23 protein-coding genes are annotated in these 18,819 nt (G+C 39.1%); 7 read left to right on the top strand and 16 right to left on the bottom strand.

Annotated elements, in window-relative coordinates; genetic code table 11:
* Positions 1-7: 7 nt before the first annotated feature.
* Entirely contained in the window at positions 8-973 is a 966-nt protein-coding gene (locus J3D55_RS11665; RefSeq protein ID WP_259131263.1) for an aldo/keto reductase, read from the bottom strand.
* A gap of 118 nt (positions 974-1,091) precedes the next feature.
* Between J3D55_RS11665 and J3D55_RS11660 the strand changes: the two genes are divergently transcribed.
* Entirely contained in the window at positions 1,092-1,445 is a 354-nt protein-coding gene (locus J3D55_RS11660) for a winged helix-turn-helix transcriptional regulator (protein ID WP_259131262.1), read from the top strand.
* A gap of 102 nt (positions 1,446-1,547) precedes the next feature.
* Here the strand turns inward: J3D55_RS11660 and J3D55_RS11655 are convergent, their stop codons facing one another.
* The 10 genes from J3D55_RS11655 to J3D55_RS11610 all read right to left on the bottom strand — a co-directional run bounded on the left by J3D55_RS11655 (position 1,548) and on the right by J3D55_RS11610 (position 10,493).
* The gene (locus tag J3D55_RS11655; RefSeq protein ID WP_259131261.1) at positions 1,548-1,988 is read right to left on the bottom strand and encodes a TraQ conjugal transfer family protein; all 441 of its coding nucleotides are present in this window, start codon (positions 1,986-1,988) and stop codon (positions 1,548-1,550) included.
* Positions 1,989-1,999: 11 nt separating this feature from the next.
* Positions 2,000-2,560, bottom strand: coding sequence for a conjugal transfer protein TraO (locus J3D55_RS11650; RefSeq protein ID WP_259131259.1), 561 nt, complete (start codon positions 2,558-2,560; stop codon positions 2,000-2,002).
* Between the two features lies 1 nt (position 2,561).
* Complete coding sequence (gene traN / locus J3D55_RS11645; RefSeq protein ID WP_259131257.1) at positions 2,562-3,464, bottom strand: conjugative transposon protein TraN; 903 nt, start codon at positions 3,462-3,464, stop codon at positions 2,562-2,564.
* Positions 3,465-3,482: 18 nt separating this feature from the next.
* Positions 3,483-4,766, bottom strand: a complete 1,284-nt coding sequence (gene traM, locus J3D55_RS11640) for a conjugative transposon protein TraM (RefSeq protein WP_259131256.1) — start codon at positions 4,764-4,766, stop codon at positions 3,483-3,485.
* A 285-nt stretch (positions 4,767-5,051) separates the two neighbouring features.
* Positions 5,052-5,675 (bottom strand): conjugative transposon protein TraK, encoded by a 624-nt coding sequence (gene traK / locus J3D55_RS11635; protein WP_259131255.1) that lies wholly within the window; start codon positions 5,673-5,675, stop codon positions 5,052-5,054.
* A gap of 12 nt (positions 5,676-5,687) precedes the next feature.
* Complete coding sequence (gene traJ, locus J3D55_RS11630; RefSeq protein WP_259131254.1) at positions 5,688-6,680, bottom strand: conjugative transposon protein TraJ; 993 nt, start codon at positions 6,678-6,680, stop codon at positions 5,688-5,690.
* A 1-nt stretch (position 6,681) separates the two neighbouring features.
* The gene (locus tag J3D55_RS11625) at positions 6,682-7,314 is read right to left on the bottom strand and encodes a DUF4141 domain-containing protein (protein ID WP_103231221.1); all 633 of its coding nucleotides are present in this window, start codon (positions 7,312-7,314) and stop codon (positions 6,682-6,684) included.
* Between the two features lie 25 nt (positions 7,315-7,339).
* On the bottom strand, positions 7,340-9,847 hold the full coding sequence (locus J3D55_RS11620) for a TraG family conjugative transposon ATPase (protein WP_259131253.1): 2,508 nt from the start codon (positions 9,845-9,847) through the stop codon (positions 7,340-7,342).
* Entirely contained in the window at positions 9,844-10,176 is a 333-nt protein-coding gene (locus J3D55_RS11615; RefSeq protein WP_259131251.1) for a DUF4133 domain-containing protein, read from the bottom strand. The genes J3D55_RS11620 and J3D55_RS11615 overlap by 4 nt, the downstream gene beginning before the upstream one ends.
* Positions 10,177-10,187: 11 nt before the next feature.
* Positions 10,188-10,493, bottom strand: coding sequence for a DUF4134 domain-containing protein (locus J3D55_RS11610; RefSeq protein ID WP_259131249.1), 306 nt, complete (start codon positions 10,491-10,493; stop codon positions 10,188-10,190).
* A gap of 189 nt (positions 10,494-10,682) precedes the next feature.
* Here J3D55_RS11610 and J3D55_RS11605 point away from each other — a divergent pair, with 189 nt between their 5' ends.
* On the top strand, positions 10,683-10,871 hold the full coding sequence (locus J3D55_RS11605) for a DUF1016 N-terminal domain-containing protein (RefSeq protein WP_259131247.1): 189 nt from the start codon (positions 10,683-10,685) through the stop codon (positions 10,869-10,871).
* 245 nt (positions 10,872-11,116) lie between these two features.
* A complete protein-coding gene (locus J3D55_RS11595; RefSeq protein WP_259131244.1) occupies positions 11,117-11,659 on the top strand; it encodes a PDDEXK nuclease domain-containing protein in 543 nt (180 codons plus the stop codon).
* 73 nt (positions 11,660-11,732) lie between these two features.
* Here J3D55_RS11595 and J3D55_RS11590 read toward each other — a convergent pair whose 3' ends face one another.
* A complete protein-coding gene (locus tag J3D55_RS11590; RefSeq protein ID WP_063970936.1) occupies positions 11,733-12,095 on the bottom strand; it encodes a winged helix-turn-helix transcriptional regulator in 363 nt (120 codons plus the stop codon).
* A 118-nt stretch (positions 12,096-12,213) separates the two neighbouring features.
* Here J3D55_RS11590 and J3D55_RS11585 point away from each other — a divergent pair, with 118 nt between their 5' ends.
* Together J3D55_RS11585 and J3D55_RS11580 are read left to right on the top strand one after the other, a co-directional pair.
* Entirely contained in the window at positions 12,214-12,576 is a 363-nt protein-coding gene (locus tag J3D55_RS11585) for a DoxX family protein (RefSeq protein ID WP_063970937.1), read from the top strand.
* 31 nt (positions 12,577-12,607) lie between these two features.
* Positions 12,608-13,486, top strand: coding sequence for an SDR family oxidoreductase (locus J3D55_RS11580; protein ID WP_259131240.1), 879 nt, complete (start codon positions 12,608-12,610; stop codon positions 13,484-13,486).
* Between the two features lie 381 nt (positions 13,487-13,867).
* Here J3D55_RS11580 and J3D55_RS11575 read toward each other — a convergent pair whose 3' ends face one another.
* The 3 genes from J3D55_RS11575 to J3D55_RS11565 are packed head-to-tail and all read right to left on the bottom strand — an operon-like array spanning position 13,868 to position 15,670.
* Positions 13,868-14,491 (bottom strand): hypothetical protein, encoded by a 624-nt coding sequence (locus J3D55_RS11575; protein ID WP_259131238.1) that lies wholly within the window; start codon positions 14,489-14,491, stop codon positions 13,868-13,870.
* A gap of 11 nt (positions 14,492-14,502) precedes the next feature.
* On the bottom strand, positions 14,503-14,898 hold the full coding sequence (locus tag J3D55_RS11570) for a DUF3408 domain-containing protein (RefSeq protein ID WP_259131236.1): 396 nt from the start codon (positions 14,896-14,898) through the stop codon (positions 14,503-14,505).
* Between the two features lie 4 nt (positions 14,899-14,902).
* Positions 14,903-15,670 carry a ParA family protein gene (locus tag J3D55_RS11565; protein ID WP_259131234.1) on the bottom strand — a complete coding sequence of 256 codons (768 nt, stop codon included), beginning with the start codon at positions 15,668-15,670 and terminating at the stop codon, positions 14,903-14,905.
* A 656-nt stretch (positions 15,671-16,326) separates the two neighbouring features.
* Here J3D55_RS11565 and mobA point away from each other — a divergent pair.
* Both mobA and mobB read left to right on the top strand, forming a co-directional pair.
* Positions 16,327-16,764: a conjugal transfer protein MobA gene (gene mobA, locus J3D55_RS11560; protein WP_259131232.1), complete on the top strand. Its 438-nt coding sequence runs from the start codon at positions 16,327-16,329 to the stop codon at positions 16,762-16,764.
* 1 nt (position 16,765) lies between these two features.
* A complete protein-coding gene (gene mobB / locus J3D55_RS11555) occupies positions 16,766-18,049 on the top strand; it encodes a conjugal transfer protein MobB (RefSeq protein WP_259131230.1) in 1,284 nt (427 codons plus the stop codon).
* Positions 18,050-18,158: 109 nt separating this feature from the next.
* On the opposite strand, the gene J3D55_RS11550 is transcribed toward mobB, so the two are convergent.
* A complete protein-coding gene (locus J3D55_RS11550; protein ID WP_259135094.1) occupies positions 18,159-18,776 on the bottom strand; it encodes an SDR family NAD(P)-dependent oxidoreductase in 618 nt (205 codons plus the stop codon).
* Positions 18,777-18,819 lie beyond the last annotated feature (43 nt).

Genomic DNA, 18,819 nt, shown 5'->3' with positions numbered 1-18,819 from the left:
GTGAAGATTAAAATCCTCTAACATTCTTAAGAAGGTCGTGAGGATAGCCTAAAGAAATTGCACTTAGCCTATTCAATTTTTGTATATGATCATCAGACAATTTTATAGGGGTTGACTTTAAAGCATCATTAAAATTATCAATACTCCGAGCTCCGATCAAAGGGAAACCACCCTTTGATAATACCCATGCTAAAGCCACTTGTCCTGCTGTAACTTCCAGTTCTGCTGCAATTACAAAAAGTTCGTTAATAATTTTTTCTACAGTTTCATTTTCCTGATAATCTTCATTCGAATTGCGATTTATTCTGCCTGTCTCTCCTTTTCTGTATTTACCTGTAAGCTGTCCTCCTGCTAAGGGAGAGTACATCATTGTGCCGAGACCAAAATGTTTTGCCATCGCAATAAACTCTCTATCTGCAGTGCGTTGTAGCAAATTATATTCAATTTGTATGGCGGATAATTTTATAGAAGATGCAATCGCAGAAGCTTTCCAGGCTGGAAAATTTGTCAGTCCTGTATATAAAACTTTGCCACTGCTTACCAGATCTTCCAGACCTCTTGTGATTTCATCAATCGGTGTGATACCATCGTCGTAATGTGGCATATAAATATCAATATAATCGGTTTTCAATCTTTTGAGACTGGATTCTATCCCCTGTCTCATTGCCTTGCGATGATTGCCAAAGTTACTGATAGAAGCATTGGCCTCACTGCTTCGCGTATACTTTGTACAAATGATAAAATTGCTGCGTTGATCTTTTATAAATTCTCCTACGATCTCTTCGGATTGACCCAATTGATAAGCATCGGATGTGTCTATAAAATTACCTCCAGCATCTGCATATGCAGTTAATATTTCTTTAGCATTTTCTGGCTCGGTTCCATACCCGCTTCTTGTTCCAAAACTTGCTGCACCCAAGATAATTTCGCTTGCATACAATCCGGTTGTTGTTCCAAATAAATTATACTTCATATTCTTACTAATTATTGTACAAAATTAAATGCAGCAGATATAACATACAAGTACGGCTAAATTTACCCATATCAGAATTATTTTTTTATTACTTACATTTGAATCATATTAATAGATAATGTACAAGAAGAAATTACCGGTTTCACTGGATTGCGGACTGCACCTTTTTATGGAGATCATCAATGGAAAATGGAAAATCAGTCTGATATGGTGTGTTTATTCTGGTATAAAACGTCCTGGCGAACTGCAGCGTAAGATGCCAAAAGCATCCAGACGGGTTTTAGACACCCAATTAAAACAGTTGGTAGATCACGGAATTCTAACTAAAATAAACTATAACGAACGTCCTCTAAAAGTTGAATATGAATTGACCGAATTGGGAAAATCATTAATTCCCACAATTAAATCTACTGCTCAATGGGGTGAGGACCACCGTGAAGAACTGGAGAAATTAATTCAGATCAATATTTAAAAATTTGTTTCTGCAAAAAAAACCAATGGTTCTATGCTAGCATAGAATGTCCTTATGAGAAAGCGGCTTGGTATAAAACCAAGCCGAAGTCAATGACAAATTTTAAGATGCATTGTCAAATTCAAAATCTACCCTTCTTTCATTTCCAAAACTATCCTTTATCCAGATACTGAATTGATGGGAATCAGAAGCTTGAGATGTATAGTAAAGCCTGAATTGCTTTTGCTTCAATGGATACTCGTCATTCGGTAGATATGGCGGTTCGTTGTCATATTGAAGTTGACCAGCTCCTTCATATTGAAAATAACGAACATTGTATGTTGTGCCGTTAAAATTAGAAGGGGTAATTAGAGAAATACGAATTTCTATTTTTTCATACTCTGCTATCTTTCCAGGAACAGGCATTATTTCAACCTCGAATGGAAAGTCCTGCTGAATTTCCAGATTGTTGTCCTGACAGGCATTAAATACAAAGCTGATTAATAAAATTGCCATCGAAAACTTGAGTAATGCCAAGACTTTATTGCTAATCCCATTTTTCATTTTAAATATTTTTAAAAATTATATCGTATTCCCAAACCAAACAACGAATGAAACTGACCAGTTTGGCTGTTTTTTAAAAAGCGTAGCTGCCCGTTGACCACAAAGACCCAATGGTCTGTCAGATAACTTTCTATGGATAGTTTACCATTAGCGCCATAAATAAAATTCCCGGTTGCATTAATAATAGAGCCATCATAGATCATTTCAGTTCCTCTATTGATCTGCTCATAGCCTACTAGCCCGCCTATACCCAGATTGATATTGACATTTCGCATCAGATCTCCCCACAGATAGAGACTGTAACCCCCATTGAATAAGAAAGTATCAATCGGAATATCATAATTGATATATTCATTATATTTTCTACTGTATTCAGCCACTCCGAAAATATAATTACCATTCCTAGCGTATGAAATAAGTCCTGCATTAAAAGCATAATTGTATTTTTCAGGAGCCTGCGGAAATACTGAATATAAAATTTCGAAACCTTTTTGCTTAGGGATCATTTGCTGGGCAAAAGATGCACTACTCGTTAGGAGCAGCAACGCAGTTGTTAAAAATATCCTATTCATCTTACTTCGTTTTTATATTTAGACCGCTAATTAGTTTGGCATTGAGGAGGTCTTTATTTTCAAGCTGAACCTTCTGATGCCGTCCGCCATTTTTTTCCAGAATTTCGATTTCCAAAACCTGATCTTTCAGAAGGGTGAACTGATCCAATAGATAAACCCCTACTATGTCGGAATGATACGGTACTGTTGTCACTGGAGTATAGACCCGTAACGGCTCCAACAGTTTGTCCTGAACAATGGTTCTTTTTAAATTCTTTTTATCGACAATTTTAAAATTGATCAGGTCAACATCGAACGACACATTACTGCTGTTTCTAACCTGTAAGGTGAAATAAAATTTGTTGTCATTCACATGCAAAGCCCGGACTGAAAAATGTATCCCATAATTTTTCGATGAGATATGTTTAATGGTCCTGTTGCTTTTTACATATAGGTTTTCCATAATAAGTTCCGTCAGAGTAGACGAACTTCCTTTAAGGTCTTCAAACAAGACATCCGTAGAATATTGCTGTTCCATTCTTCTTTGCTGCTGTAAAAGATCATAACTCAATATGTACGGATAAGCACTGTAATACACATCGAAGTTGTAAAATTTCCCGTCTTCGGTAATCACCGAAAAATTGGTTTCTTCCTCAAAACCCCTAACTGCCGATTTGATTCGAAGGACATTCCCGACAGGTTCTGCTTTACCAGCAATCAACAGATCACTCCCCAGGTCAACATAGCGAATACGCGAGGGAAACAGTAAATGTGAGGTCTTATTGTAGGTCACCTGTATTTGGTAAGGTTCTAACTTTGCCTCTTCAAGTGGTAAATAAGTTAAAATAGAATCCTGACCAGACAGTCTGCTCACCGAAAGCATAAACACGATTATCAATAGATAATGGCTTTTTATTTTGTTCATTTTTTATTATTTAATTGGTTACTTTTTGGGCACAAGAAACACCTGATGACCTGCCTTTACTATTACTTTTAGTTGTCTGACCCGCTTTTGAAAATAGCCCGACAAGCCCTGCACCACTCCTCTGCTTAAATCCGCCGCAATCTGCTGACCTGCCGACTGCGTCATCATAATGTTGGTTCCTGACGTTTGTCCCATACTTCCCACAATGTCGGTCACTGCATTTTGTTCCGGTGAATACGGAATCGATAGCCCCGGCTGCCCATCATTATCATGAACATTGACCTCTACAGGATAGATACTTCCCTTATATTCGATTGATGAAATGACAAGCTGCAGTCTCCCGTTCTGAAATTTACCAGTAGCTTTAAGTAAAGTTCCAGAGGGGATTTCAGTGCGACCAACCCGCATACCTTCAGAGAGTCTGATCGACAATGTACTTTCAGTAGTCATCGTCTTGGTCTCCTGTACAATACCTTTGATCGCATTTTTAGAATACTCGGTAGTTTTAGTCCCGAACATTCTGCTATCATTCAGACCAGCCAGAAAGGCACTGTCTGATAGCTCCCTGTACAATGACGAAACAACATTTAAATGGGCTGGTTCTACTGCTGTGAGCACTACTTTATTTCCAGAAGGCTGCCTCACATCATCCTCTCTTGATACAGGTTCTTCCTGCTTATTATTTTGGGGAAGGTATTTCGCAGCCATCTGGTAAGATTTTTCCATCAGCTCCAATTGGTCATTGACTCCAAGCCCGGCAGGAGCAGTATTGCTCGGTAAAGCTTCGTTCTTTAATCTGGATATTTCTTTCCTGAGGTTATTCACTTCCTGCTCATCCCTGCCGTAGAAAGAGCCAAGGGTTTGCTGTGCATTTCGATAGCTGTTGACTGCACTCTGATTGGACTCGGCTAAACCGTTAGTATCATTTCTTAACTGGTCTTGACCCGAATTTTGGTTCAGATTGTTTTGGTCAGTCCAATAATCTGACAAGGTGGTTATTGCATTTCTTTTCTCTTCATTTTTTTGTTCCAACAGCTGCTGCTCATACGCTTTCTGTTTATCAGATTGCAACTGACCGTCCTTTGCCTGTGGTATTCCTGCATTAAATCCGGTATCTTCAGTAATCTTATTGTCCTTTGGTTTGAAGATGAGGTAGAAACAGCCCGCACATACCGCTGTCATCAAAAAATAAATCATCGGTCTCTTTACTCGCTCCCACTGCAAATTTTGAAGACCCCTTGATTCCTGTTCTAATGGGGGTGCTTCACTTTCAGTGATCTTGATTTTATCTGAACCTCTCATCGCGTTATTTTTTTAAGAGGGACATTTGCTGGTCTGTCATTCGCAAGTTTTTCCACTGTAGGGCGGTCTGAAATACTGCTGATATGATCGATCGACATCGTATTGGTTTTATTCCCAGTCGAAATACAGATGGTGATCAGTACTAGTATGGTAATTACCGTATAGCATGTAAAAAATAGCTTGGTGAAGAACCTTTGCCGCTTCTCTGGAAGCGCCTTCCATTTTCTGTCTGTACACAAAATATGGTGTTCTATTTTATCTCTTATTTTTTTCATTGTTTTGATTTTAACGTTCAACAGTTTCAACATCTTTATTTTCAATGACATTGAATTTCTCAATGGTAAATCCCTGGGGATTGCTGTCTGACCTAACGGAGTTCACTAATGAACAATTGGTGATCAGACTTCGTATCGTCAGATTACTGGACCGGATAATGAATTGTCTTGCAAAGGTCTTGACCGGATATGGGTAATTGTTAAAGTCGGCGACAACACTATCAACCTCTATCCTCTGCTGGATGTTGCCTGAGATGATCCTGTTATAATATCCTTTCTCCTGAAGGTCTTTATAATAATCGAACGCCGACTGGTCTGCCAGGTTGAAAGCTCTTTTAACATTGCTTTCAATGGCATTTTTATCCGGCGCCACTGTAAAGAACAGCTCATGAAAACGCCTTACATGCTCCCTGGCTTCTACAGGCCTGTTGATCGACATATCCTGTGACAGCGCCACCATCAGCGATTTGCCGTTATCCAGTACATAAATCTTCTGTCGTTGTTCTTCTGCAAACTGATAAGACTTAAAAACGACAATGCCCACCACTGCAAAACAGAGTATTGCAAAGACGAATGTGAATAAGCGGATCTGTTTAAAGCTGCTCTCAATATTTCTTAAAGTTTTAAATTCCATTAAATTGTATTTTTATTTTAATAATCTGCCTGAGATATTACCCGTTGCACTGCCTGCTGCTGCTCCCGCAATATTTCCTGATTTTGTAGCGGTTTGGTTGACATTGCGCATAAAGTTACCGGCACCTCCTGCCTGAATGACCCATCCGGTAACGGTTGGAACCGTAAAATATCCGATGATCCCGATGATCATATAGATGATGTACACGGTGTTGGAAGTATCAGGAATGAAGTTCGGATCTGCCAGCATCTCAATATCCCGCTCCAGAATGAGCGACTGTATTTTTGCAAGGATTGAACTGAAAATATCAGCAACCGGTAGCCACAGATAGACACTGATGTATCTCGTCAGCCATTGGGTTAGTGTGGTCTGAAAACCATCCCATACTGAAATGGCAAAAGCGATAGGTCCCAATATGGAAAGGACGATGAGGAAAAAGGTCCTTATTGTATCAATGACCAAAGCTGCTGACTGGAATAGAATCTCCAGAAACTCGCGGAATCCATCCCTGATCTGCTTTTTGATATCGAACATCTCCCTTTCGATATACATCCCGGACATGGTCACCAAGTCTGATGGAGACCATCCAAGCTCATCAAGCTTCTTGTCAAATTCCTCATCCGATATCAGATAGGCCATTTCGGGATTTCTGAGCAAGGCTTCCCGCTCCAGAAGATCTTTTTTTTGCTGGAGGTCGTTCAGATCCAGAACCTGATCCTCCAACATCGAATGACTTCCCTGAACGATCGGACTTAACACGCCATTGACACTGCCTAATACCAATGTTGAAAAGAACATAATACAGATACCAATGGCAAAAGGTCTGAGCATCGGAAACAGGTCGATCGGTTCGGCACGGCTCAGCGATTGCCATACCTTGATGGCTACATAGAACAGTGCACCCAATCCGGCAACCCCTTTTGCTACCGCAGCCATATCGGCACACAATGGCATCATCTCATCATAGACCGAACGAAGTACTTCGTGTAGATTAGTAGGTTCCATCTTACCAGTATTTTTGATTTGAAGTACCATAAAGATCTAGAACCCTTTTTGTATTGTTCTGTTTTTTCGCTCTGAGATAGCTGACAGAAATATTCTTGTTCGTGTAGTAGCGCACCAGATTATGGTATTCTTTGACCTCCTTATATACACGGTCGATCACATCCATTCTTTCTTTATCATTGAGCGAAAGCCCATTGGCTGTGATGATCTCCTTCAGTTCTTTTAAAAGTTCCGTACTTTCGGTCAGTAGTGCTGAATAGCCGTTCGCAATGGCCGTCAGCTCCTGCGCATTGAAGTTGGGATCGTTGAGCATCTTGCTGAAATTGGTGACGTATATTTCTGATACGTCGCCTACCATCAGAACGGTCTGCTGCACCTTTCGGGCGTCTTTGACCAAATTGTTGATGGCTTTCAGCTTGTCATAATATTCTTTTCCCTGTTCATACACCTTCTTGACTTCGTTGAAGTTCTTGACGACATTGGAAACGGTTGATGAGGTCTGCACAATTTCATTGGCTGAGTTCAGAATTCCTGAAGCGAGATTCGCCGGATCGGTCACTACGAATTGAGCCTTCGCATAAGTTGCGGTAGCAAAAATGGCTACCATTGCTGTTTTAATGATCAAATTTTTCATTGTTGTAAAATTTTAAATGATTGAATTAATTGTTCTTAGTTGATTTGATTCTTCTGAGAGAGATCCTCTTGATGGCGTGTTCCATATTGCCGTCAAGTTCAGAAGCCAAATTCATGATTTCCATTTTTTCAGTTTCTTCGGTGGTATAAGCGAGGTATTCCTCGGTGGAAACTTCGGTGGCATAGACCGCAGAGTGCGTTCCGCCCAATCCGATCCAGACCTCTTTGTACAATCTTCTCGGATCGTTGTTCATATTGATTGAAAGCACCTGTGATTTTTCCTTATCCGTGAGGCCAAGCATCGCCTGGATATCATCGAACTTGTTCATATACTTGCGCTGATCCAACAGGATTTTGCAGTCTGAATTATTGATGATGCTTTCTTTGACGATCGGTGACTGGATGATGTCATCCACTTCCTGGGTCACCACGATGGCTTCCCCGAAGAATTTCCTGACTGTCTTGAAAAGATATTTGATGTACTCTGCCATGCCTTCTTTAGCGATCGCTTTCCAGGCTTCTTCAATGAGGATGAGTTTTCTGATTCCTTTCAGTCTTCGCATCTTATTGATGAAGACCTCCATAATGATTATGGTCACGATCGGGAACAGGATCTTGTGGTCTTTGATCGCATCGATCTCGAATACTATGAAACGTTTCGACAACAGGTCAAGCTGTTTTTCTGAATTCAACAGATAATCGTATTCGCCGCCTTTGTAATAAGGTTCGAGAACATTCAGAAAATTGGCAATATCAAAGTCCTTTTCCCTGACCTTCTTCTGCTCAAGGACTTTTTGATAGTCATCTTTCACGTACTCATAGAATCCATTGAATGATGGAAATTTACCACTGTGTTTGATCTGTTCAATATAGCCGCTCACGGCATTGGACAAGGCCACTTCCTCTGAACGGCTTGGTGGTTCATCATCCCTTTTCCATAAAGTAAGGATCAGGGTCTTGATGCTTTCCCGTTTTTCAATATCAAAGACACCGTCATCGGTATAGAATGGATTGAAAGCAATCGGATTGTCTTCTGTATAGGTAAAATACACGCCGTCCTCCCCTTTTGTCTTGCCCTTGATCAGTTCGCACAAGCCCTGATAGGAATTTCCGGTATCTACCAATAGAACATGAGCACCCTGCTCATAATATTGTCTGACCATATGGTTGGTGAAAAAGGATTTACCACTTCCTGAAGGTCCCAAAATAAACTTGTTCCGGTTGGTAATAATCCCCTGCTTCATCGGAAGATCGGAGATATCCAGATGAATGGGTTTTCCGGTCAGCCGATCCGCCATCTTGATCCCGAACGGTGATGGTGAATCCTGATAATTGGTTTCTTCGGTGAAGAAACACAAAGCCGGTTCGATGAACGTGTAAAAGCTTTCTTCGCTTGGAAAGTCACCCGCATTGCCAGGAATCCCAGCCCAATATAATGTTGCCGTATCCGTGGTATTGTGGCGTGGTTTGCATTCCATCAAGGCTAAAGCACTGCCTGTATCATTCTTTATTTGTTTCAATTCAGAAGCACTGTCCGACCATGACATCACATTGAAATGGGCACGGATGGATGGCAGACCGTATGAGTGAGCTTCATTCAGATACTTTTCTATCCATTCCTTATTGATCTGGTTCGCCCTGCTATACCTTGCCAGCGAGTGCATGTTTCTGGCAGACTTTTCAAACTTGGATAGATTCTCATCGCTGTTGTCAATGAACAGATATTGGTTATAAATGTGATTGCAGCTTAATAAAAGTCCTACCTGAGATGCGAAAGACAATAGGCAGTCACTCCTGTCGGTACTTAACTTTTCATATCGACTATGTGATGAGACAGTCCCGGGCAGGTCATCGGTGTCGGATAAAGTATGCATACTGATACGGTTGTTGCCGATGCGCATTTCTTCTGATCCGAGTTTGATATCTTGTAGCGATGGATTGGCTTCTCTTGACAGGGTCAGATACTGCTCCAATATTCCTGACTGGCTTTCGGTTCCTGAGATCTCATCTTCGGTCATTCTTTCCAGATGAATATAACCGCTGTCATTCATAATTCTTTCGAACTGGTCAACAGCTTCCATAAAGCGGCTGATCATCTCTTTGTCTTTGATCTCCTTAGGGATCAGTTTGCCTTTGCAGAGGGACGAAAAGTTGCTCTGCATCCGCATTCTTTCTTTACTGGTCTTTGTAATGAACAGGTAACAGTAGTGGTTTAAGAATGGTCTCTCATTGAAATGTCTTTCAAAGGATTTTGATAAAAAACTTTGGTCTTCTCTGGACAGATCAGGATTGTAGTTTTCTTTGATAAACCAATCCTGTTTGTGGACGACGGTAAAATCTGGTAAGGTTTTAATGGCCTTGAACCAGGCTGAATGGATCGCTTCATATTCTGCCGATGCTACCGTAAATAATTCTGGAAGTCTGACCTTGAAGCAAACCGTGACATCCGCATCTTTTGAAATAATGCAATCGTTCTCAATCGCAAGCAGTGGGAATTTACTCTCCAGCGTTGCGGCTCTAGAGGAATTTCTCATACTGCAGCTTTTTGACGGTTACTTTTCAGATAACGATAAATGCACTTACGGCTGATGATGTATTTGGGATGCTTCTTTTGAGCTCCTAATTTCATCAAGCCGTGTTCACCGTATTTTCCGTTCAGTGAGAAGGTCTGCCAGATCAGAATGGCACTACTTGCTCCGCCAATCGTAAGGCAGAGATAGGTATTGACACCAGCCATATACATGACCATCACAAATACGAGTATCCCCAATAATCCGCCTGTAAAAATGAATAGATACTGCGCCTTGAGTCCTTTGAACTCTACCGTTCTTCCGATTCCTTTGTTGATATGATAAGTATTCATAACAATAATTTTTAAAGGAAGAATGATCGGAGGATCGTAGCAGCGACAATTAAAAATATACACGCTCCGAACCAGCTGGCAGCGGTCTTACTGGTGTCGGGGTCACCGCTGCTGAACTTGTTATAAACCTTTACGCCACCTATCAGTCCAACGACTGCTCCGATGGCATAGATGAGCTGGGTGGCAGGTTCAAAATATGAGGTGACCATCTGGGTAGCCTCGTTGATTCCTGCGGTACCATTGCCTTGGGCATAGACACCTGTTACTGCGATAAGGGTCAGACCTAATACCCGTAGTTTTTTTCTTTGTTTTTTCATAATTGAAACACATCAATTTGTTAGGTGCGCCGCACTTTGCGGAACTATGAGACAAAGATGTCGGAGCCTCGGACTCTTTTTAAGCTGATAGCCTCGTCAGGAATCTTTTGGCTGTGAACTGACATTCTATCGGATTACGTTCGTTTGTAATTAATGGTAAATTTGTAAGGAACTTCAAAAAAGGATATTATGGATAAAAGGTTTGCGGATATTATTGTACTCATCAAACAATCTCATAACAATGCTATAAAAACAGTCAATGCAGAATTGATCAATTTATATTGGAATATTGGTGAACATATCAGCAAAAAGGTGGAATTAAGTGAATGGGGACAATCTGTGGTCAAAGAAACTCTCTTTGTATATCCAGACCAATGAACCTGATATTAAAGGGTTTTCAGATAAAAACCTGTGGAGAATGAAACAGTTTTATGAAACCTATAAAACATTTCCAAAAAATCTCAACACTGTTGAGAGAAATCAGCTGGTCTCACAATCTGGCTATCTTTTAACGTTGCAAAACAATTGAAGAACAGGAATTTTACATCAAACGGACTAAGCAGGAGAATTACAGCTTTCGTGAACTTGACAGGCAAATATCGAGCAGCCAATTTGAAAGAACCATGATCCGGAATTCAAAACTCTCAACAGCGTTGAGAGAAAGTAATGCAGATATTGCCAATACCTTTAAAGACAGCTATATCTTTGACTTTTTGAATTTGCCTGAAACGTTCAATGAAAGTGATCTCCAAAAAAGTCTGATACAGCAGATGAAAAACTTCATCCTGGAATTGGGCAGAGATTTTCTTTTTATCAGTGAAGAGTACAAAGTTCAGGTAGGCAATTCGGATTTCTTCATCGATCTTTTATTCTTCCATCATGGTCTGCAATGCCTGGTCGCTTTTGAACTGAAAGTAGACAAATTCAAACCTGAACATTTGGGGCAGCTCAACTTTTATCTGGAGGCGCTGGATAGAGATGTCAAACGTCAGAACGAAAACCCAAGCATTGGGATATTGCTTTGCAAGGACAAAGACAGTGAGGTTGTAGAATATGCACTAAGCCGGAGCTTGTCACCAACTATGGTCTCTGAATACAAGACAGAGCTTCCCGACAAAACGCTTCTTCAACAGAAACTACATCAGTTGTTTGATAACAGAGAATAGTTAATGCCTTATATTTTTTAAATGCTTTGTATGATTTAATTCATATTTTATCAAAATTGGGTTTTGCCCTATACTAATTATCGGTTGTAATTTTCTTTCTGTGATTTGCACCCCATTTAGACAAAGCAGTAATAATTTCCTTCAAGGATTCACTGTATTCGGTAGGAATATATTCTACAATTACGGGAATTTGGTCGGCAAACACTGTTCTTTCAACTAAATGATTTTCTTCTAATTTTTTCAATTCGCTTGACAACATTTTTGCAGAAATACCTTTTACGGCTCGCTGCAATTCATTGAATCTTCTATGTCCGCCTAGAATTCCAATCATCACTCGTATTGTCCACCTACTGCCAAGAACATATAAAGCGTCTTCAGTTGCTAATAGACGATTTGTGCATTGTACAGGTGAATATTCTAATTTATTTGTTGGCATACCTTCGTTTTGTTCTAATCAACTAACCAAAAAGTTACTACTTACATTTCGGTAACTACTCTATTTTGGTTAGTAAATATACATAATTTCGCAATGTCAAATTGTTAAAACAAATAAAATGAAAACAATAAAAATAACGTATTATGTTACAACAGGAATTATTTCCGCTATGATGGTATTTATTGCGTTTGAGACCCTTACAAAACCTGAAGTAAAAGTATCGATGGCGCATCTTGGGTTTCCAGATTATTTCAGAATTGAATTAGGAATAACAAAGCTTATCGGTGCAGTTTTGCTTTGGCTGCCTTTACGCATGTTAAAAGAGACAGCATACATTGGTTTCGCAATTATGTTTGCTTCAGCTTCATTAGCTCACTATATGGTGGGCGATCCTGATGGTAAAATTATAGCAGGAGTGGTTTTTCTTGTAATTTTAATTGCATCTTATATTAGCAATGACAAACTTCAAAGAAGCAAATAGTAATTATTAATAAATCTGAAAAATAAAAATTATGATTTTAATAACAGGTGCAACCGGTCAGTTTGGCTCAAAAGTAGTTGAACATTTAATAAAAAAAGGAGTAAATCCTTCTGAGATTTCCGTTTTGGTTAGAGATGCCACTAAAGCAACAAGTCTAAAGGAACAAGGCGTACATATAAAGGAAGGCAATTATACTGACCATAGTTCGATGGTTCAAGCCTTTCAAGGTTTAGATAAATTATTATTAGTCTCAAGTAATAATAGAGAAGCAATTGAGAACCGTACAGAGCATCACAAAAACGCAATAAAAGCTGCAAAAGCATCGGGAGTAAACCATATTGTTTATACTTCCTTTGTAAGAAAACCAAGATATGAAGATTCAGCCATTGCAGATTTTCAAAATTCTCACGTTGAGACGGAAAAGTATTTGAAAGAAAGTGGAGTGAGTTATACGATTCTTCAAAATGGTATTTATACCGAAATGATACTTGCTTTTCTGGGTGATAAAGTTGCTGATACTAAAACTATTCTGTTTCCAGCAGGCGAAGGAAAAGCAAGCTGGGTACTACGTGAAGAATTGGCCGAAGCTGCTGCCCACGTTTTAATCACAAAAGATCATATCAACAAAACCTATACGTTAACCAATACTGAATCTGTTGATTTTACTTCCATAGCTCAGAATATTTCGGAAGTATTAGGTGAAAAAATTGACTACAAATCCCCTGATATCAATGAGTTTAAAACTACTCTGGAAAAGGCGGGTGTTCCAGAAATATACATCGGTATGTTTACGATGTGGAGTACTGCTCTAAAGCAACAGACAATGGACAAAGAAGATGATACTTTGTCAACTTTTTTAGATAGAAAACCAACTTCTGTAAGTCAATTTATAGAAAAGGTTTACAGTTAGTTATCGCAAATTAAATTTTAAAAATGGGTCGTTGTAATATTAACTTGATCGACTATTGCGCTGCGCCGGCAGCTGGAATGGGAGGTTCGCTGGCTATCATCGGGGACGACAGCTTTGGCGGATATTTTGAAAAGAACAATGGTAATTTTTAACTGGCTTTTGAAGAATATAACAGAGATCTAAGACCATTCATAGAAGAAGTCCAGACTGGCGCAGTATAAATACTGGACAAGCTTCTACCGGCAACGCAGGAGGAAATAGACTGGAGAAATAAGAATGGTTTTGAGTTTTAAACTTGTTGTAATGAAATATATCTAATTGAGGATCATTATCCTTATAAAATTATTTTCTATCTTATCAAAATATTAAAGGGGAATTTACCTAAACAAATTCCCCAATATCGAAACCATCTGCATCATTTTTACGCTTAAACGAAATTCCCCCATCTTCATTCGAAATACTCTGGCTCAGCAAATTAGCAACTCGCTTTGAAGCGTCGTCCAACGAATTTTCTAAAAGGTCAAAAAGCTCGGTTCCGTGAATTTTTTGAATGATGTGAACTGCTTGTTGTTCTAAGTCAGGCTCCAGCACATCTTGCTGAAGCAACTGTCCCGCAGTACTCAATTCCTGAAAGGTAACCCCTGTGGCAAACCCGCTTTCTATTTTAGAATCATCCTGATACTGCCAGTCTTCTTCCTCGTCTTCCTCATCATTATTTTTGACCAGTATCTCGTCAAGTTCTTTGTTTGAAGTCGTATTTTCAATTACTTCCTCTTTGGTTTCTGAATCAAAATTATCTGCTTTAGGCACGATAGATTCTTCTTGGCCTTGATCGACATCAGATGGCACTGGTCTTCTCTCTTCTATCTTTGTTTTTCCCATAACAGAGGGTATAGCTAGTTGAGCTTCAGTACTCTTTTGCTTAGGATTCTTACTTATAAACTTCCTATCCCACAGTAGTAGGATGATAATTAGTAATAGCCCTATAATGATAAATTGTTCCATAAGATGATAGATTAAAAGATTGGACGGTATTTATTATTGAAATCATCGGTGATCTCCTTTTCAAAAGTTTCGAAGTGATGCGCTAATACATTGTCGAGATAAGCGTACAGAGGGATCTGGTCGTCGGCAATGATCTGGATGATCCGGGAAAGTCGCTCATGGTATTCGGGACGGATGTAGATACTCTTATCACCACGCTTGGTCATCGTGTGATGGGTCAGAAACTGCTCGGCATAAGTTATTTCCACATTTTTTTTGTTTTTTATTTTTTGCTTCACCTCCGGTTTTTCCTGTGGGGAATCCGGTTCCTGGTTCGGAGGCTCTTTCTTTGTGCTGCCCGCCATAATGGACATCAGATATTGTTCGTCGATGCTTTTGTCTTCGTTGTTCTTTTTATCACTGTCCATCTTTTTACAATTTTACAATATTTAAAAACTCATCCATAAACTGATCGAGTCGGCATAAGGTCATCAACTTAGGGTCTGCCGGCAATAATGTCGAACGGAAAACGGTTTTTGCGACCGTCTCCCCTTCTTTACGAAATCTCTTGCTGTCTGTAATGGAAGTTTTCATCAGTTGAAGACCAAGATCTTTGATGACCTTTTCATAATTATTATATAATGACGTTTTCTCCCTGCCATCGACCTGATTCCAGAAAAGATGAATACTTTTGATCTCGGTATGCTTTTTCTTCATCAATATATTGGTAAGAACATCCGTGAAACTCAAGGTACTTTCAAGAACAACCCGGTCTGCCGTGATAGGAGAAAAAATATGATGGACATTTGCTAGTGTACTTAAAATACCTGGCGTATTGACCGTACCTGGCAGATCCAGAAAAACGACGCTCGGTAGGACATCGTCATTAGCAAGATATTCTTCAAGTTCGTGCAAAACCGTATCGGTCTTGCTCTGGAAAATAGGATAGGCTTTTTTATTGATGCTGGTGAACTGCTTATGCGCCATTTTTTTTAATACCTCATTTTGCATCACGGTCTTAAGATCCCTCTCCCGCATCTGTATCAAACTGTACTGCGGGAAATCACAGTCAAACACTGCGACTTGATACCCTAAGCGATAATGAAGAATACTTGCCAAAAGTGCTGTGAAAGTACTTTTTCCTACCCCTCCCTTTTGAGTGGAAAAGACAATAATTGATGGTTGTTTTTTTGTTTCCATTTTTTTGATTTTATTATTTAACATTGGTCGTTGTACATCAGTAATGTCAGTTGGCAAGCAGTCTTGAACTATATCCAGCTCTCCAGGAATCTGAATGCGTTGAAAGCACTTTTGCCTTCTAACCTTAAGGCGAGACTTCACTCATTCAGTTGGTCTTTCTTGAAAGGATCCTGTAATTCCGTCAGGTTATAATTCCTGACTGATCTTAATCCTGTGGGAATTCAGGATGTCCTGAAAGCTTGAATTCCTAAAGGCAGGAATGTTTGCCTTCAAGATGTCAAACAATTTTGCCTTACATCAGTCCTGCTGACCTTCTTGCACAAATAAATAAAACCCTTTTCTAGTCAGCATCTGAATGGTTGTCTTTGGCTTGTGGTGGTCTTGTTTGGCATTCTCAATTTCAGAGAATCTGTGAAACATTGTGGTTTACTTTGTTCAACGAGACTGCCAGGCCGTAGATCTTGATCTTTTCAGATCTTGAGATTCCGGTATTCCGGACTAAATCTCCTGTATAATGGGATTGACCTTTCACCCGAAAGGGGCAAGTTGTGTTTTGAGCATCTCGAAACGTTTTCGGATGCTCAAAACAACTTGCCCTTGCAGGGGGCAGAAACAATCTCCGAAGTCGATGTTTTGTAAATTAAAATGGATGGATTATGAATGAACATAATGGTAAACCACAGAAAAAGACAGGCCGCCGTCCAAAGGCGGATCCGGCCAAGATTCGGTATACGATCTCATTTAATGAAGTAGAGCATTCCCGCTTTCTCGAACTTTTTGATCAGTCGGAAATGAAAGTGAAGGCACATTTTATCACATCGTGCATTTTTGAAAAGACGATTAAGACCGTAAAAGTTGACAAAGGAACAGTAGATTTTTATATGCGATTGACCTCATTTCACAGCCAGTTTCGCGCTGTTGGGGTCAATTATAATCAGATGGTTAAACTGTTATATATTAATTTTTCTGAGAAAAAAGCAGCAGCTATACTCTACAAATTGGAAAAACAGACCGTAGAAATGGTCGATATCTTCAAGAAAGTAATGCAGTTGACAGAAGAATTTGATCAAAAGCATTTGAAAAATCAGGAATAAAATGATCGCAAAAATTGGTAGAAGCAGTAATCTTATTGGCACACTGTCCTATAATAATTCAAAAATGGAACAGGATAAAGGAGAAATTCTGATGACCAACAAAATTATTGAAACAGCTGACAGGAAGTATTCTGTTACTCAATTGGCGAGATCATTTGAACCTTATCTTTTGGCAAACCGAAAGACTGAAAAACACACTTTGCATATCTCCCTGAATCCTGATCCTAAAGACAAGGTCTCTGATGAGCAGTATCAAGAAATGGCACAGATTTATATGGATCAGATGGGTTACGGTGATCAGCCATTTGTAGTATTTAAACATACTGATATCGACCGGAGTCATATCCATATTGTTTCAGTTGCTGTGGATGAAAATGGAAAGAAGATCTCCGATACATATGAAAAGATCCGTTCTATGAAAATCTGCCGGGAACTGGAAAAGAAATTTAAACTGATCTCGGCAACAGAAAAACAAGGTCAGCAAAATCATAAGATCTTTCAACCGGTCGATTACATACATGGAAATATCAAAAGCCAGATTGGATCGGTTATAAAGCGCCTTCCAAGCTACTATCAATTTCAATCTCTTGGGGAGTACAATGCGCTGCTTTCACTATTTAATATTACTGTGGAGAAAGTGGAGGGAGAATTACATGGTCAATTAAAAAGAGGATTGCTATATTTTCCACTAGATAGTCAAGGCAAAAAAGCTGGAAATCCTTTTAAAGCATCCTTATTTGGGAAAAATGCAGGAATTAATGCTATCGAAAACCACTTTACTGGCTACATACATAAAAATAATGATCCCCTACTCAAACAACATCTAAGAACATCGATTACGGAAGCCCTTCAATCATCAAAAGATGAGCAGGTTTTTAAAAAGAAATTGAAAAAAGAAGGAATTGACACTATAGTCCGCAAAAATGAAAACGGTAGGATCTATGGAATAACTTTTATTGATCAGCAATCTAAAACGGTCTGGAACGGATCACGGTTGGGAAAAGAATGTTCTGCAAATATTTTTAATGATTGTTGGAATAATAACATCAAAAAGGAGATTAAAGAACCTTTTGCACAACAGCAAAAAAAATCCAGAGCAGATGATGGGGATTCTATTACAAAAGGATCAGAGGTTTTATTTGACTTAGTAAATAGATCTAATAAATACGAAAATGGTTTAATTGAATCCATTGGTGGCTTCTTACCATTGGTATCAGGTGAAGATCACGAAGAAGAAAATTTTGCAGACAGAATGAAGAAAAAAAGAAGGCAGATAAAAAAGTAATCTTCCTTTATGGTTCAAAATCTTTTGAGGTTGAAAGATTTTCCCATTCTTCAATTTGTTGTGATAACTGAGCCATTTTTTCCGTGGCTCTTTGATGAGCATCGCTTCCTCAAAATAAAAGTGTAGGAGGATTTTGACTGTCCACAAATTCAATGAAAGCGTCAGCGACCTTATTGAGGTTATCTAGCTGTTTGCCGTCAATTTCATTCATTTTTTGATGTGCCGTTCTCAAAAAACTGTAATCGCCAATTTGTTTTTTGTTAAAAGCAATGGAATCTTGTTTTGCAAAATTAGTTCGAAACCAGCCAGGCAAAATTGCTTTCACATTGATTCCCAATGGCTTTAGATCATTGGACAAAGCATCTGACAAACCTGTGACTGCAAATTTAGCAACGCAATAAATGCTCCAACCAAGTCCTGATGCAAAACCGGCAATAGAGGAAATATTGATGATGTACCCTGAATGTTGGTTCCTGAAATAAGGTAATGCATGTTGGATAACTTTAACGACAGCAAAAAAATTGATATTGAAATTATCGTTGATCTCTTGCTTTGACAATTCTTCAATAGCTCCGCCAATCCCATAACCTGCATTATTTACGATCACATCGATCCTTCCAAACATATTATTGGTTTCTTCCATGGATATTGCTATTGATCTTTCGTCTGTCAGATCAACCTTCAGAACCAGAAAGTTTTTGTTTATAATATCAGATAACGAAGAAATTTGTCGACATGTTACATTAAATACTGGGAGTTTGTAAGCAAAA

Source organism: Chryseobacterium ginsenosidimutans (assembly GCF_024807225.1).
In the GTDB taxonomy this organism is placed as follows: Bacteria; Bacteroidota; Bacteroidia; order Flavobacteriales; family Weeksellaceae; genus Chryseobacterium; species Chryseobacterium ginsenosidimutans.
Note: the sequence above shows the minus strand (reverse complement) of the source record. Positions and strands in the feature narration are given on the sequence as shown.